Below are 14,265 nucleotides of genomic sequence, written 5' to 3' on the forward strand. Positions count from 1 at the left end.
ATGCCAGTCGCATTGGACGATAATGAAAAACTGCTGAAGCTCAGTCGTCATGCGGCGGTCGCGTTGATGTCGCACAGTTTGACCCAAGACCGTGCCCGTCTTTCACTATTGTTAGAACATCCGACCCATTATAAGTATCTTGGGCAATTAGGCCCAAGTTATCGAACCGAGCGCTTGGTAAATGAGATTCGTGCTGTCAAAGACAATCCGGCAAGTTTAAGTGAGGGCGTGAAAAAACTCCACTATCCGATTGGTTATAAATTAGGCGGCGACGGCCCTGAAGCCTTAGCACTTGGCATCATGGCACAAATAAGCGCTGTCATGCATGAGCAAAATCCTGCTAATGATTTTTCAGATAATAATAGAACCACATCTGAAATATTGAGCGGTGTATGAAGAAAAGTGACTCGACGTCAAATAGCGCGGCATTACCAAATAAAAATTCTAGCCAGCAACCAAGCCATGCCATTATTCTTCTAGCCAGCGGCCTCAGTCGTCGTCTTGGAAAGGCTAAACAGCTGCTTTATAAAAATGGCGTTCCGTTAATTAATCACATGCTACAACTGGCAGTAAGTACAAATCCGCAAGTTATTATCGTTGTTATTCCTAAAAACAAGGCATCGATAGCTAGTGAGGTAGCAAAACTAAGCGACACCCATCTACATATCAAGACAGTCATTAACCAAACGCCCGAAACTGGTATGGGACATAGTCTTTATACTGCTATTGAAGCCTTGACTCAGTTTGTTAATGATAAAGATTTTAATTATGAAGCGGTTGAGCGAGTGTTGATTATAGGCGTTGACCAAGTTTTATTGGACCTTGAACATGTTAATGGATTGCTAGCCGGTGAGCATTTAGTGGCTGCTAGCGCTTATGAGCCTTGGCAGCTTTTAGATACGTTGGCAAAAAATGGGCATATCGAGTGTAAAGCCGAGGTTAAAAATGAAACGAAAAATCCCATCGTTGGTCTACCATTAGTTATCGATTATCAGCTACTTAAACAATGGCAGTTTCATATAAGTGGAGACAAAGGCCTACGTCATTTAATCAGAGCGCTACCGCCCAGTGAAATCAGGACAGTCTTCAATAAGCAGCTGAGCTATGATGTCGATACGCCCGAGCAACTTGCCTATGCCCAACAGCAGGCCTGGGTTGATAAATAATTTGATGCCAAGAATCGTTTGGATGATAGGCATATTACGCCTAAACCGTTAGCAGGGTTATAAATATAATGCAACGCCTAAGCTCTGATGGTAACAGGATTACCTGAATACATTACTACCGTCATACAAGGCTGCCAATAATCTGCGATATCATTTGCGCATTATAAATATAAAGTAAGGGTATCTTATGAGTCGTACATTGTGGCTAGTTGTTGGTATTATCAGTATTCTTGGCGGTATCTTTGCTTTTTTTAATCCGCTTAGCGCCAGTTTCGCTGCTGAACAACTGGCTGGATTCGTATTTCTTCTGGTTGGTATTTTGCAGTTTATTGCCCTGTTTCGTGCTTATACTACGACGGGTAAAGTGTTGGCAGCCATCGGCGGTATACTTGGCATATTTATCGGTATTGAGCTGCTACAAAACCCGCTACAAGGTATCTTGACCCTAACCATGGTGATTGCTATTTTATTTATGGCAACGGGTATCGTCAGAGTGATGGTTGCTTTTGGTCTACGTAGAACCGTGGCTTTTGTGCCAATATTAATCTCAGGGCTTATCTCGATTGCGTTGGCGATCATGGTATTTACCAGCTATCCGCAGTCAGCGACTTATATTCTTGGCGTCCTATTGGCCGTTGAGCTGATATCTAATGGTATCTCATTAATCATGTATTCACGTGTGCAACCACCTTTGGTGAGCCGCTTATAAACTTATAATTACATTAATAATAAGTCATGCTATAAAATGCATAAAAAAGACGCCGTAAAATGGCGTCTTTTCTTATTATATAAACTATTAGTTTTTCAAAACCTAACGCGAAAAGGTCAAAATATGTCCTTTAAAAGGTAGCTCAAGATAAGTGGTGTCCTCTGGTTTCACGTGCTGACTGCTAAAGCCAAATTCAACCATCTTATTGGTCAGCTTGTTTTTGCGCCCGCGCCCGGGGTCAACGACGATAACTTCACAAGTTGGCAGCGCATGACGGTCGACAAACTCCGCCAAGATATCGATATGCTGGTCTTCATACAGCAAATCGCTACCGATGATAATATCAAACTTGCCAAGATGGCTATTGTCTTCAGCCCAGTCTAAGCGCTCAAAATTGATCTCTTTATTATTATTCAGCGTGGTATTTCTATCTAAAAAGTACTCAACCGTCGGATGATAATCGGTCGCAGTAATATCGGCATGGCGATGGTTCAGTAGCAAACTTGATAATGCCATACCGCAGCCAACTTCCAAGATACGCTTGCCTGCAATGTCATAATCCAGCATATGATTAGCCAGCACCAAGCTTGACGGCCAAATCACGCCGAACATCGGCCACGACGCCGAGCAAATACCAAGGTCTAGCGCCTCATTGTCAGGGTCACTAAATTGTTGATTGTCGCGTAGGGTGCAGATATGAATGTCAGTATTGCCAATTTCAATCGTTTGATAACGTACGCGCACAGTGGTTAGCGAAGCCATAAACTGTCCTAAAAATAAGCAAGAATGCAAGGTTTGGCAAAAGTTGCCACGTTCGGGAGTGTATTTATGAATGAGGAGTAACTTAAAGCTTGGAAAGGTGGAAATGAGGAAAATCTAGCAATATGGAATTTTTATAAGAGTCTGTATATCGAGTAAGGCAAATATTTAAATAATTATAACCATTATGACCTAACATTTGACAAGTTGTTGTTAATTCTAAGGGTATTATTATTACGGCGTGATAGCTACGTATCTGACTTATTTGGAATCGACTATAGATATAAAAAATGCACCGCTTATGGTTAAAGGGTGCATTTATAACAAGCGGCTGGTTTGATTAAGTGTAGCTTGCTAAATATTCGGCCTAATTAGTAAATCTAAGTCCAGACGTTTTAAGCGCCCATACCAACTCAACAAAAGCGCGATTGTTGGTTAAAGGCTCCCCGTCGATGATAAGCACGTAGCCTGAGCCATCAATCCATAAAAATACAAAACTGGTTTCAGGAATCAGCAAATCAACTTGCTGAAAGAAAGAAATGGCTTGGCTCTCTACCGCCCAGCCGCGCTGCTTTTGGCGCAGCATAAAGCCTGAAAAGTCCGCCGCCGCCACACTGAGCATGTCCGCTTCTTCTTGGCTATAGCCAATGCGAGCCAGACAAAAACCTTCATCAGAACCAATCGCCGCGCGGCGTTTACCCGATAAGCTTGAAACGACATAAGGTAAAAATTGATCAAGCGGCAAATTTGGCGCGGGCAAAAATAACGACAGCTTCTCAATCCAGCCATGTTCCAAAAAGCTGTCTAACCATTCATCAGAATAGCGCTCGAGCCAATCAGCAGCTAGCAGCGTTTCGTTATGCGACAATAAATCTTGCAAGGATAACTGCTCAAGAGTTGGTTCACTTTGTGAAAATGCCTCAAAAATGCCAGCTGGGGTCAAGGTCAGATAGGTTTTATCAGCGTTTAAATAAGAAGACATTGCGGCTACCCGTTAAATGAATGTTGATGATGCTATGAGAAATAAGCACGTTAAGAGTTTTGTGTGTCTTTGGTTTGGTCAAGTTTTTGCTGACAGTCATTCCAGCGCGCATCGAATTGCCAATCGCTTTTGCCCAAGCGAAACCAAACCAAGGAGAACGCCAAACGGTCGTGACGCGCGATACAATGGGCAAAAAACTCGTTTTCGATTTGCTCTATGGTATCCCAGTCTTGATTGTCACGCGCGAGCATCAAATCGCTGGTGATGTCTTTAGCGATTTCTTTGGCGTCATCACTACTGATACGCAGGCGCTGCGTCTGTTCATTTAAAGATGGTGAGACCAGTACGCTCCAGCGCGTTGCTAGCATACTGTTTTTTTGGATATAGCTTTTTTTATCGATACAATCACGAAAGCCTTGCTCGATATGCGGCAGCATGCGCCCTTGCAGACGGGTAAACATATTGGTGACATCATAGGGAATGTCATACCAGCAGCCATAAAAGAAATCGGCTACCGCACCTTGCAGCGGCTCTTTTTCGTTTAATAGTAGGGCGGCATTGATACGTTGTTCGTGAAAATGGCGGTTGTTGGGTGCGATAAATATCTTACGCGAGTAAAGACGATAGACGCGCCGTGCTGCCATTTCACTTTCTTTGATGAGATCTAAATCAGACATAAGCGTGTCCTGTTAGTCATAGCACTATGCAAAAAGCGGTTAAAAAGTTATTAAAGAAGTATTAATAAAAAATACTATTAGGCCACTACTTGGCACAATCGCTATGACGTGATAGAGCATAGCGATTGTTGCTTAGCATTATTGTAGCCTAATAGGCTATGACGTCAGTAAGATACCAATGAACCTGCTAGTCAAGTAACGTTTGCATCAAATCAATCATAAATTCCGCGTCTTCTTCATTCATGGCTTCAAAACCTTGCGGCATACCAAGTTCAGTCAACGCTTCTTTACCATCATCATCGTTATGCAGATTCAAAATGGCATCCATCAAAATGTCAGTATCCGGAAAGCCGTCTTTAATCAGCAAGACGTGGCTGATATCGGCCAAATCGCTTTCGATTAACACTGATAGCTGCGCTTTGGTTAGGCGTGAAAAGCTATGGAAAATCTCTGCCAAAAAGAACGCCGCTTGTGCGTCGCCTTTAATCACTTGGCGCGCCGCTGCCTGATAGGTTTCAGTCACTGACCAGTTAAGATCGGCTTCTTCGATATCGACCGCTTCAAGCAGGCGTAAACCAATCAATTTTACATCGCGGTTATCAGCCATGGCGATAGTAGCGCCAGCTTTGATGTCGTCTAAGCTATTGATATCGCTATTTGCCGCTGCGGCGATGACCATCTCATCAGATTTGCCGATAGGGCGCGCAACCGCATGGTAGCCGTGCTCACGGATAAGGGTAGCCGCATCAAAAGGGTTGGCATAAATGACTTGAATATCGCCTTCACTGATAACGGCTTCTTGCTCAGCATGCGAGGTAGGGATATTTAGGTGCATGTTCAGATTGGCACGTTTTTGAATCAAAGTATTAAACATGTGCCAGCCTGCAAAACGCTCCGGCGAAAAATCAGGCGCGATTAACATATTATGTGTCGTCATGATTTAGCCTTCCTCATTTTGTTTCATTTCGGCATATTGGGCGATTGCCGCCTCAATTTTACTGCGCGACGGCTTACGGCGTACAGAGGTATAACCAACCGTTTCGCCGCGACGGACGTTTGGCACCACAGTCGCATAAACCCAATAGTGACTGCCATCTTTGCATAAGTTTTTCACATAACCATGCCATTTTTGCCCAGCGTCGGCGGTTGCCCACAAGTCTTTATAAGCCGCTTTTGGCATATCAGGATGGCGCAAAATATAATGCTGCTTGCCGATTAATTCATCGACATCATAGCCGCTAATCTCGACAAAGGCATCATTGACATGCGTCAATACACCGTCTAAGTCGGTACGTGAGACGATTAACTTACCGTCAGGATAAGGGCGTTCGATACCAGTGTCATAAACAGTGCGCGAAGTGCCGTCGTGGTAAGTCAGGGTGACTTCTTCTGCTGGCATGTCAGGCTTCATGGCGTCGGGGAGTGGAGAACCCATTGTAATCTCCTTCATTTATCATGGTTGTGATAATTATTAAAAAGCGTAAACCTTATTGAAAAAATATTTGGTTTAAGCGTATGACTTACGTTTATATTGCAAACTGACAAATAAACTTAAGTTTTAAACCGCACTGTTAGATTTATTCAATATAAACGGTATGCAATACCTTAAATAATTTTTATAAGACAAGGCATAACTTTTCATTTAAAGTATTGTTTATCAAGTAGTTTATAGCGCTAATATCGCATAAAATCTTTACGACAGAACTTTAAAAATAAATATTAGATAAGTTTTGCCAAGGCTTCTGAGGCGCGCTTAATGTCTAAGAATATCAAGCCAAGTTTGGCGTTTGGTTTTGCCATAATAGTCAGTACCGCTTCATCGCCTGATGAGGTCATAATCACATAGCCTTTTTCACCTTGGATCATAATACGGTCAATGCTTCCACGAGCCAATTCACGACCTGCGCGGTCACCAAGTGATAATAAAGCGGCAGACATCGCGCCAACACGGTCTTCATCAACGCCTGTAGGTAACGCCGATGCAATCATAAGACCATCGTTCGAGATAAGGGCAGATGCTTCAACATCGGCAGATGAGCTGTTTAGGTCTTCCAAGATTTGCTGGAATGAGTCTGTACGCATAACGATTTCTCTGTGACGAATAAATAAGGGAATAATAAGGATTGGGGATTTGCTGATTTTAGTCTTCGACTAGTGGGCGGTATTATAAACCCTTACTATCACCATTGATATGGCAGAGCGCTATTTAACGTCTTAATGTCACGTATTTTTTACCACTTAATCTTATTTCACCACCGTTTATCGTAATTTTATTGCGACTGATGAATAAAAGTTGGCATAGTTTAAGTTATCTAGTATTTTTATTTTTCATTAATGTGTTTTTGTCCTATAGTCAAAGCAGTAAGTAAAACAATCAAATGACTATTTAAGACGACAGTTTTGCATTAAATCATTGGAAATCGCTCAAATAATCGCGGTCATTTTTTTGACTAACAACTTTTCACGGCAGGTTTATTGATAGATTATAATGAAATAAATATCCTTTATAAATTTTGATGATGGTGATATTTACTAGACTTATACAGCAAAAAAATGCTATATAGTTATGAGATAAAAATTGTTTGTGCTTCTGGGTTTACGATTTAGAGACACATTCAGTTGGCTTCTAATCCCCCAGTTTCTATATCTAGTAGTGTATAGGAACGATTTCAATCTCACATTGGTGTTTTAAATCCCATCGTTTGTATTTAAGCGATAAAACACCCGTGTGAATCAGCACGATGACCATTTTTACCCTAAGGAACCTATATGAGTATCAGTCAGGCAATCGAAAAAGTCGAAGCACGTTACGCCCATCAACCTGAGTTTATTCAGGCGGTAAAAGAAGTTGCAATCACCATTGCTCCGCTATACGACGCCCATCCGGAATATGATACGTTCAAAATATTTGAGCGTCTTGTCGAGCCTGACCGTGTTATCGCTTTTCGTATCAACTGGGAAAACGATAAGGGTGAAGTGCAGGTCAACCGCGGCTGGCGTGTACAGTTCAGCAACGCCTTAGGCCCTTATAAAGGCGGAATCCGCTTTCATCCTACCGTCAACCAATCGGTCCTTAAGTTTTTAGGTTTTGAGCAAATTTTCAAAAACGCCTTAACCGGATTGCCGATGGGTGGCGGTAAAGGTGGCGCTGATTTTGATCCTAAAGGTAAGTCTGACAGCGAAATCCGCCGTTTTTGCTATGCCTTTATGCGTGAGCTGCATCCATATGTCAGTAAAGACATCGATGTACCGGCAGGCGATATCGGCGTCGGTGGACGTGAAGTCAGCTATATGTTTGCGATGTATAAGAATCTAACCCGTGAGCACGGCGGCGTCTTGACCGGTAAAGGCGTGGGTTTTGGTGGTAGCTTAATGCGTACCGAAGCAACCGGCTATGGCGCAGTTTACTTCTTAGAAAACATGCTTGCCGCTCAAAACGATAATATTAAAGGCAAAAAGGTTCTGGTTTCAGGTGCCGGTAACGTCTCACTCCACGCCGCTGAAAAAGCCCATATGCTGGGTGCAACAGTACTGACCGTATCTGATTCACAAGGTACGCTGCACGATGCAAACGGTATGGACCAAGAAAAAATCAATTGGCTAAAAGAGCAAAAAGCCCAAAGCAAGCCGTTATGTGATTATGTCGATGTATTCGGCGGTGAATGGTTGGCTAAGCAAAAACCTTGGCATATCAAAGGTGATATCGCCATTCCATCAGCGACCCAAAACGAAGTTGATGAAGACGATGCCAAATTAATGGTTGAAAACGGCATTAAATATATTGCCGAAGGCGCTAACATGCCACTGACTGCTGATGCGATTGATTACGTGCGTTTGCACCGCGTCCATTATGCACCTGGTAAAGCGGCCAACGCAGGCGGCGTCGCGGTATCGGGTCTTGAGATGTCACAAAACTCAGTACGTCAATATAAAACCTTTGAAGAAGTCGATGAGCGCTTAAAGTGCATTATGAAAAACATTCATGACTGCGCCGCTGACGCTTCAGAAAAATATAACCAGACCGATAACGGTTATATCGACTATATGACAGGGGCAAATATCGTTGGTTTCAAACGCGTTGCTGATGCCTTATGTGCTTATGGTATCTTGAACTAAACTTGTATTAATACGAAAGCAGTTTTTCATAAACCGCGCTTATCCAAGAGGATAGGCGCGGTTTTTTTGACTGCAAACAATGATGATACATTAGGATACTTTTTTGCTGCACAGGTCTATCTCATCAGCGTTATGATAAGAAAAACGGTAGAGTTGAATAAAAAATACGGTAAACAAAATCGATAGTAATAAATAAAAATATGAATCAGGAGACGATATGATGAATAAAATTCTCAAAGGTTTTAAGCTAACAACATTGGGTGCTTGTCTGACATTGGCTTTGAGCACGGGCATCGTAACTACAGCCGCCAGTGCCGCTACTAATGTAGACGAAATACGCGCCGCGCAAGCCGCAAAAATTAGCTTAAAGCAAGCCATTACTATCGCCAGTAAATCAGCTTCTGGTATTTTAATCAGTGCCGATTTTGATGAGGATGATAGCGATGCCGTCGGCAAAGGTGGCGTCTATGAATTAGAATTCAGTACCGATAGCGTCAATTACGAAATCAAAGTAGATGCCAATACTGGCAAAATTGTAAAAAAGGAAACGGATCGTCTTGATGGCGATGATATTAACGATTACCAAGTTCAGAAAAAAGCAAAAACCGATATTATGAAGGCCATTAATATCGCTGAAAAACAAACGGGTGGTAAGATATTAGAAATTGAATTTGAGAATGATCGCGATTATGCCAATCATACGGCGTATTATAAAGCTGACCTATTAAAAGGTAACAAGATTGTTAGTATTAATGTCGACGCTAACAGCGGTAAAACATTTGCCAATAAGTTCAAAAAGTAGCAGTTATATTGATAAAAATAGTATAAAAGACATCAGTCATCAGGTTGATGTCTTTTTTATTGAAAACGGCTTATTTACTATGCGAGCACTTAATATAATAAAGGCTTAATATAAATATAACCAAAGTAAGCTCGTCTTACCCTTATTATGAATAAGCAGCTTCATCAAGGAGTTTCATCTAAAAAGCCGCTATATAAAGCTTTATAAATGAGTAAAGCTTAACAATCTTACGCATACTCACTGTTTTTGTAGGTTTATTCTTACCCAACTGCGCTAGTATATAAGCAAGTCATGGTTGCATAAGTAGGCCTGCCGTTAAAAATATTATGAATATTAACCGTCACTTAGCCTATTTGATGCAACATAATAGAAAAATAGTATTGAAAAATAGCCGCAGTATCCTCAAATCGGGAAGCCAAAGCCAAGCATAACAGCCAATAGGCACAATTTTTAGTCAAGACTGCTTGTAATGCTTTCACCCTATTTATTGGTTTGCTACTTTTTGCCTTATTCACCTACTTTATAAGGACGTCTTATGAAACGTCGTACGCTTTTAGCCTTTGCCGCCAGTACGGTATTACTTGCCGCTTGTAATCAGTCACCTACTACTGATGCCGATACCAATGCAGCCGATAGTGCGGCGACTGGTGGTTCTGATTTGCTCCAACGTATCAATAATGGCGGCACTATTAATGTCGGTACTGAAGGTACGTATCCGCCGTTTACCTATCATGATGAGAGCGGCAAACTTACCGGTTATGATGTCGAAGTAACGCGGGCGGTTGCTGATAAACTTGGGGTGGATGTTGAATTTAAAGAAACCCAGTGGGATGCCATGCTAGCAGGTTTGGATTCAAAACGTTTTGATATGGTTGCCAATCAGGTAGGTTTGACCACGCCTGAGCGTTTAGCAAAGTACGATAAAGCGACTGAATATAGCTGGTCAGGCGCTGTGGTATTGGCACCGACTGATGACAATCGTTATAGCTCGTGGGAAGCGCTAAAAGGACTGCGTTCAGCGCAGTCGCTTAGCAGTAATTATGGTGAGCTGGCAGAGCGTTATGAAGCTGAAATCGTTCCCGTCGATGGTATGGCGCAAGCGATTCAGTTGGTCAAACAAGGCCGTGCTGACTTTACCATGAATGACAACCTTGCCGTATTGGACTACCTAAAAAAATTCCCAGACGCCAATCTTGAGATTAAATTGGTTGCGCCTGCCAGTGAACAGACGGGTTCGGGCTTGGTGTTGCTGAAAGGTGATGACGCGGTTGTTGAAAAACTCAATGGCGCCATGGCTGAGCTAAAAGCTGACGGCACGCTAACCAAACTTAGCGAAGAATTCTTTGGTGCCGATATAAGTCAACAAAAATAATGCTAGCGCCTATAACTTCAGTATTAAGCGATTTATTGGCACTATTGCCATTTATGGATGCGGCGCGGGCGCAAATCGTCATCAATTCATTTTGGCCGATGCTCAAAGGCGGTATTTATTATTCGATACCGCTGGCATTGATATCATTTGCGATTGGGATGGTGATTGCGCTGACGGTGGCTTTGATTCGCATCGTGCCGCGTGCAGGCTGGTTCCATGAGATCCTTTATCGGCTTGCTCGTATCTATGTGTCCGCCATTCGCGGCACGCCAATGCTGGTGCAGCTATTTATTATCTTTTATGGCTTACCAAGCGTTGGCGTGAAGCTCGACCCGTTTCCGTCAGCAATTATCGCTTTTTCCCTAAATATTGGCGCTTATGCGTCGGAAACCGTGCGCGCGTCGATTCTGTCGATTCCAAAAGGTCAATGGGAAGCGGGCTCCACAGTTGGTTTGACCTATTTACAAACCTTTCGCCATGTGATTTTGCCGCAAGCGCTGCGAGTGTCGGTGCCACCATTGTCCAATACCTTTATCAGTTTGGTAAAAGACACGTCTTTGGCGTCGTTGGTGCTGGTTACTGAGCTGTTTAAACAGGCGCAAATCATTACTGCTCGTAATTATGAGTTTATGCTGGTTTATACCGAAGCGGCGTTTATTTATTGGGCAATTTGTCTGTTTTTAACCTTTATTCAGGGCAAACTTGAAACCAGACTTGATCGTTATGTGGCGAAATAAATGTTGGCTAAAAAATATAGCCAGCCATCTTGTCGTTTTTTACTATCAGCGTTTTTTTATTTGTAAGCGGAAACCTCTATGATTCAAGTCACTAATATCCACAAAGCCTTTGGTAGCAATCAAGTGCTCAAAGGCATCGACTTGTCCATTGAAAAAGGCAAAGTGGTGGTCATCTTGGGCCCATCAGGGTCGGGTAAAACCACGTTTTTGCGTTGTTTGAATGCGTTAGAGATTCCTGATCAAGGGGTGATTGCGTTTGATGATGGCAGCTTGACCGTCGACTTTGCCACCAAGCCAAAAAAGAAAACCTTACTCGCTTTGCAACGTAAGTCAGGCATGGTATTTCAGTCTTATAATTTATTTCCGCATAAGTCAGCCATTGAGAATTTGATGCTTGGTCCGACGGTGGTACAAGGACAAAGTAAAGCACAAGCGCGCGAGCAAGCGTTGGCACTACTCGATAAAGTCGGCTTGTCTGATAAAGCAGATTTGTATCCGTTTCAGTTGTCTGGTGGTCAGCAGCAGCGTATTGGTATTGCCCGTGCACTGGCGATTGAGCCGTCATTGTTGCTATTTGATGAGCCAACTTCGGCGCTTGACCCAGAGTTGGTACAAGATGTGCTTGGAACGATGAAGCAGTTGGCTTCTGAAGGCTGGACGATGGTGGTGGTGACACATGAGATTAACTTTGCGCGTGATGTAGCTGACCATGTAGTGTTAATCGAGGATGGGCATATCGTTGAAGAGGGCAGTGCCAAGCAGCTGTTTGAAGATTCAACGCATCCACGTACGCAAGCGTTTTTGCAGCGGATCGAGCAGTAGTTCATTTTAAAAAAAAGACTGGCTTCTAAATAGCCAGTCTTTTTTATTGTATAGTAAGTGAAAAGTAATATCGATATCAGCAATACCTTAGCTTTTTTAGGACATTTTGACTATACCTTTATGCTTTTTAACATTAGCCTTTTAAAACCCTGCATTACACCTGTAATAAAAAATTCGTTAATAAACGCTTCGCCCCCTCAGTTGCAAACGACTCTGGGTGAAATTGCACACCTTGTATCGGGTAGTCAGTGTGCGCAAGTCCCATAATCTCATCACTTGCGAGCGCGGCCTTTGTTAAGCTTAAATCATGATGGGCGTCATTACTTACGACGGCGGTAACGGTTAAGCAATCTGGTAACGTATCCGCCTTTACCATGAGCGAATGATAGCGCATGATTTCTATCTCTTGTGGCAATCCTTGATAGACGCCTGCGCTATCATGTCGAATGGCTGAAACCTTACCATGCATCGGTATGCTGGCTCGTACCACCTCGCCGCCAAAGACATGCGCGATGCCCTGCATGCCCAAGCAAACGCCCAATAGTGGCGTCGTCTTGCCCATGACTTCGATGACTTCGGCGCAAATACCAAAATAGGCCGGGTCATCAGGCGCACCAGGGCCGGGTGAGATGATAATGCGGTCAAGATTCATCGCCTGCACGTCAGCTAAGGTAATCTCATTATTGCGTTTGACGATGACATTTGCCGCTTGTTTAGCGCCGTCTTTATCATCATCCATAGTCTGTAAAATCTCCCCAATATATTGATAAAGGTTAAAGGTAAAAGAGTCGTAGTTGTCAATAATTAAAACATTCATAAGGCATAAGCTCTTTAGCAAAAAATATAATGGATTTACTCTGTCATAAAGCTGTCTAACACCACTTTCATCGCTGACAGCTTGCGCTGGATTTCTAAGTATTCATCAGCAGGATTAGAGTCGTAGACATTGCCGCCGCAAGTTTGCGCATAAGCAGACTCACCATTGATAAATAGACTGCGAATAGGAATGGCAAATATGCAGTCGCCATTAAAGTTAAAAGAGCCAAGCGCGCCGCCATAAGCGCCGCGACCATCAGGCTCAAGCTCATTAATCACTTTAATGGCTTCAACTTTTGGCGCACCTGATAAAGTACCGGCGGGGAAGTTGCTGGCAAGGGCGCTAAACATGTCTTCATCGGGATGCAAAATTCCGACGATTTCAGAAGAAATGTGCTGCACGTGTGAGAAGCGTTTGATATCCATGAGATTACGCACCTTTACCGTACCAAAGCGCGCCACACGGCCAATATCATTACGATGCAAATCAACGAGCATATTGTGCTCGGCAATCTCTTTGGCATCATTCAGTAGCGCGCGGGCAAGCTTACGGTCTTCTGCGATATCGACGCCGCGCTTGGCAGTGCCCGCTAATGGGTAGGTTTCCATCTCACCTTGACGCAGGCGAAACAGCAACTCAGGCGAGGCGCCAATGATGCATTGCTGAGAAAATTTCATAAAATACATATGCGGTGACGGATTAACAGCGCGTAGCTTTTCGTAAATCGGCATCTTGTCGCCGGCAATGCGATATTTGGATTTAAAACCAACTTCGCATTGAAAGATGCGCCCAGAGATGATGTCTTCTTTGACTTGCAGTACCGCTTTGGCGTGCTCCTCTTGACTCATGCCATCACCCAAAAAATCTACCGAGGGTGGTTCATAATTGGGGATGGGCGCGTCAAGTAAGGCTTTGATTTGCTCTATACGGTTGTCTTGTTGTTCAGTCGGATAGTAAAAATAGAATATTTCGCCTGTCATCTTATCAAGCGTTAAGCCATCTAAATACACGCCAAATTTAAAGGGTTCGAAATCATCACTGGCTTTGGCGTTGAGACTTGGCTCAAAGAAATTAACACTGTCATAACCCAAATAACCAACCAGTCCGCCGCTTTGGTCGCGCGCAATAACGTGCTGCGGGGTGATGCTGCGTAATAGCTGATAAGGATTGTCAGTCTGATAATGTGTGGTTTCGGCGGTTTTATTATCAGTAATCGCTAAGGTGGTACGGTCAATAGCAGCAATGGTCATAACGGGATCAAAACCAATAGCATGGTGGCGCGCCATATGTCCATCCTCGCCCAATG

16 protein-coding genes are annotated in these 14,265 nt (G+C 43.2%); 8 read left to right on the forward strand and 8 right to left on the reverse strand.

Features of this window, described 5'->3' with window-relative positions; all coding sequences use genetic code 11:
• The 3 genes from V7D75_RS01280 to V7D75_RS01290 all read left to right on the forward strand — a co-directional run.
• The coding region (locus tag V7D75_RS01280; protein ID WP_333613084.1) for an XdhC family protein at positions 1 to 396 on the forward strand (396 nt) is incomplete at its 5' end.
• The gene (locus V7D75_RS01285; RefSeq protein WP_333613085.1) at positions 393 to 1,166 is read left to right on the forward strand and encodes an NTP transferase domain-containing protein; all 774 of its coding nucleotides are present in this window, start codon (positions 393 to 395) and stop codon (positions 1,164 to 1,166) included. The genes V7D75_RS01280 and V7D75_RS01285, both read left to right, overlap by 4 nt.
• Positions 1,167 to 1,353: 187 nt before the next feature.
• Entirely contained in the window at positions 1,354 to 1,875 is a 522-nt protein-coding gene (locus V7D75_RS01290; protein WP_333613086.1) for an HdeD family acid-resistance protein, read from the forward strand.
• Positions 1,876 to 1,977: 102 nt separating this feature from the next.
• Here V7D75_RS01290 and V7D75_RS01295 read toward each other — a convergent pair whose 3' ends face one another.
• The 6 genes from V7D75_RS01295 to V7D75_RS01320 all read right to left on the reverse strand — a co-directional run bounded on the left by V7D75_RS01295 (position 1,978) and on the right by V7D75_RS01320 (position 6,375).
• Entirely contained in the window at positions 1,978 to 2,637 is a 660-nt protein-coding gene (locus V7D75_RS01295; protein WP_333613087.1) for a class I SAM-dependent methyltransferase, read from the reverse strand.
• 364 nt (positions 2,638 to 3,001) lie between these two features.
• Entirely contained in the window at positions 3,002 to 3,616 is a 615-nt protein-coding gene (locus V7D75_RS01300; protein ID WP_333613088.1) for a hypothetical protein, read from the reverse strand.
• A 50-nt stretch (positions 3,617 to 3,666) separates the two neighbouring features.
• The gene (locus V7D75_RS01305) at positions 3,667 to 4,293 is read right to left on the reverse strand and encodes a hypothetical protein (RefSeq protein ID WP_333613089.1); all 627 of its coding nucleotides are present in this window, start codon (positions 4,291 to 4,293) and stop codon (positions 3,667 to 3,669) included.
• A gap of 187 nt (positions 4,294 to 4,480) precedes the next feature.
• Complete coding sequence (locus V7D75_RS01310; protein WP_333613090.1) at positions 4,481 to 5,230, reverse strand: PhnD/SsuA/transferrin family substrate-binding protein; 750 nt, start codon at positions 5,228 to 5,230, stop codon at positions 4,481 to 4,483.
• A gap of 3 nt (positions 5,231 to 5,233) precedes the next feature.
• Entirely contained in the window at positions 5,234 to 5,728 is a 495-nt protein-coding gene (locus V7D75_RS01315; RefSeq protein WP_333613091.1) for a PAS domain-containing protein, read from the reverse strand.
• A 284-nt stretch (positions 5,729 to 6,012) separates the two neighbouring features.
• Positions 6,013 to 6,375 carry a roadblock/LC7 domain-containing protein gene (locus tag V7D75_RS01320; RefSeq protein ID WP_010201036.1) on the reverse strand — a complete coding sequence of 121 codons (363 nt, stop codon included), beginning with the start codon at positions 6,373 to 6,375 and terminating at the stop codon, positions 6,013 to 6,015.
• Between the two features lie 687 nt (positions 6,376 to 7,062).
• On the opposite strand from V7D75_RS01320, the gene gdhA reads away from it, so the two are divergent.
• The 5 genes from gdhA to V7D75_RS01345 all read left to right on the forward strand — a co-directional run bounded on the left by gdhA (position 7,063) and on the right by V7D75_RS01345 (position 12,142).
• Positions 7,063 to 8,409: an NADP-specific glutamate dehydrogenase gene (gene gdhA / locus V7D75_RS01325; protein WP_333613092.1), complete on the forward strand. Its 1,347-nt coding sequence runs from the start codon at positions 7,063 to 7,065 to the stop codon at positions 8,407 to 8,409.
• Positions 8,410 to 8,626: 217 nt separating this feature from the next.
• The gene (locus V7D75_RS01330) at positions 8,627 to 9,211 is read left to right on the forward strand and encodes a PepSY domain-containing protein (protein WP_333613093.1); all 585 of its coding nucleotides are present in this window, start codon (positions 8,627 to 8,629) and stop codon (positions 9,209 to 9,211) included.
• 535 nt (positions 9,212 to 9,746) lie between these two features.
• Complete coding sequence (locus V7D75_RS01335; RefSeq protein ID WP_201589249.1) at positions 9,747 to 10,583, forward strand: amino acid ABC transporter substrate-binding protein; 837 nt, start codon at positions 9,747 to 9,749, stop codon at positions 10,581 to 10,583.
• A complete protein-coding gene (locus V7D75_RS01340) occupies positions 10,583 to 11,320 on the forward strand; it encodes an amino acid ABC transporter permease (protein ID WP_333613094.1) in 738 nt (245 codons plus the stop codon). The genes V7D75_RS01335 and V7D75_RS01340 overlap by 1 nt, the downstream gene beginning before the upstream one ends.
• 78 nt (positions 11,321 to 11,398) lie before the next feature.
• Positions 11,399 to 12,142 carry an amino acid ABC transporter ATP-binding protein gene (locus V7D75_RS01345; protein WP_102077631.1) on the forward strand — a complete coding sequence of 248 codons (744 nt, stop codon included), beginning with the start codon at positions 11,399 to 11,401 and terminating at the stop codon, positions 12,140 to 12,142.
• Between the two features lie 154 nt (positions 12,143 to 12,296).
• Here V7D75_RS01345 and V7D75_RS01350 read toward each other — a convergent pair whose 3' ends face one another.
• Both V7D75_RS01350 and V7D75_RS01355 read right to left on the reverse strand, forming a co-directional pair.
• Positions 12,297 to 12,959, reverse strand: coding sequence for an anthranilate synthase component II (locus V7D75_RS01350; protein ID WP_333613095.1), 663 nt, complete (start codon positions 12,957 to 12,959; stop codon positions 12,297 to 12,299).
• Between the two features lie 35 nt (positions 12,960 to 12,994).
• Positions 12,995 to 14,265 (reverse strand): anthranilate synthase component I family protein (locus tag V7D75_RS01355; RefSeq protein ID WP_333613096.1); only part of this gene is annotated, 1,271 nt, incomplete at its 5' end.

The organism is Psychrobacter sp. (genome assembly GCF_036731945.1).
Lineage (GTDB): Bacteria > Pseudomonadota > Gammaproteobacteria > Pseudomonadales > Moraxellaceae > Psychrobacter.

Coding starts and splice junctions, on each gene's coding strand:
- V7D75_RS01350 (WP_333613095.1), bottom strand. CDS start 12,959: ATGAATGTTTTAATTATTGACAACTACGACTCTTTTACCTTTAACCTT.
- V7D75_RS01300 (WP_333613088.1), bottom strand. CDS start 3,616: ATGTCTTCTTATTTAAACGCTGATAAAACCTATCTGACCTTGACCCCA.
- V7D75_RS01320 (WP_010201036.1), bottom strand. CDS start 6,375: ATGCGTACAGACTCATTCCAGCAAATCTTGGAAGACCTAAACAGCTCA.
- V7D75_RS01330 (WP_333613093.1), top strand. CDS start 8,627: ATGATGAATAAAATTCTCAAAGGTTTTAAGCTAACAACATTGGGTGCT.
- V7D75_RS01345 (WP_102077631.1), top strand. CDS start 11,399: ATGATTCAAGTCACTAATATCCACAAAGCCTTTGGTAGCAATCAAGTG.
- gdhA (WP_333613092.1), top strand. CDS start 7,063: ATGAGTATCAGTCAGGCAATCGAAAAAGTCGAAGCACGTTACGCCCAT.
- V7D75_RS01315 (WP_333613091.1), bottom strand. CDS start 5,728: ATGGGTTCTCCACTCCCCGACGCCATGAAGCCTGACATGCCAGCAGAA.
- V7D75_RS01285 (WP_333613085.1), top strand. CDS start 393: ATGAAGAAAAGTGACTCGACGTCAAATAGCGCGGCATTACCAAATAAA.
- V7D75_RS01340 (WP_333613094.1), top strand. CDS start 10,583: ATGCTAGCGCCTATAACTTCAGTATTAAGCGATTTATTGGCACTATTG.
- V7D75_RS01305 (WP_333613089.1), bottom strand. CDS start 4,293: ATGTCTGATTTAGATCTCATCAAAGAAAGTGAAATGGCAGCACGGCGC.
- V7D75_RS01295 (WP_333613087.1), bottom strand. CDS start 2,637: ATGGCTTCGCTAACCACTGTGCGCGTACGTTATCAAACGATTGAAATT.
- V7D75_RS01335 (WP_201589249.1), top strand. CDS start 9,747: ATGAAACGTCGTACGCTTTTAGCCTTTGCCGCCAGTACGGTATTACTT.
- V7D75_RS01310 (WP_333613090.1), bottom strand. CDS start 5,230: ATGACGACACATAATATGTTAATCGCGCCTGATTTTTCGCCGGAGCGT.
- V7D75_RS01290 (WP_333613086.1), top strand. CDS start 1,354: ATGAGTCGTACATTGTGGCTAGTTGTTGGTATTATCAGTATTCTTGGC.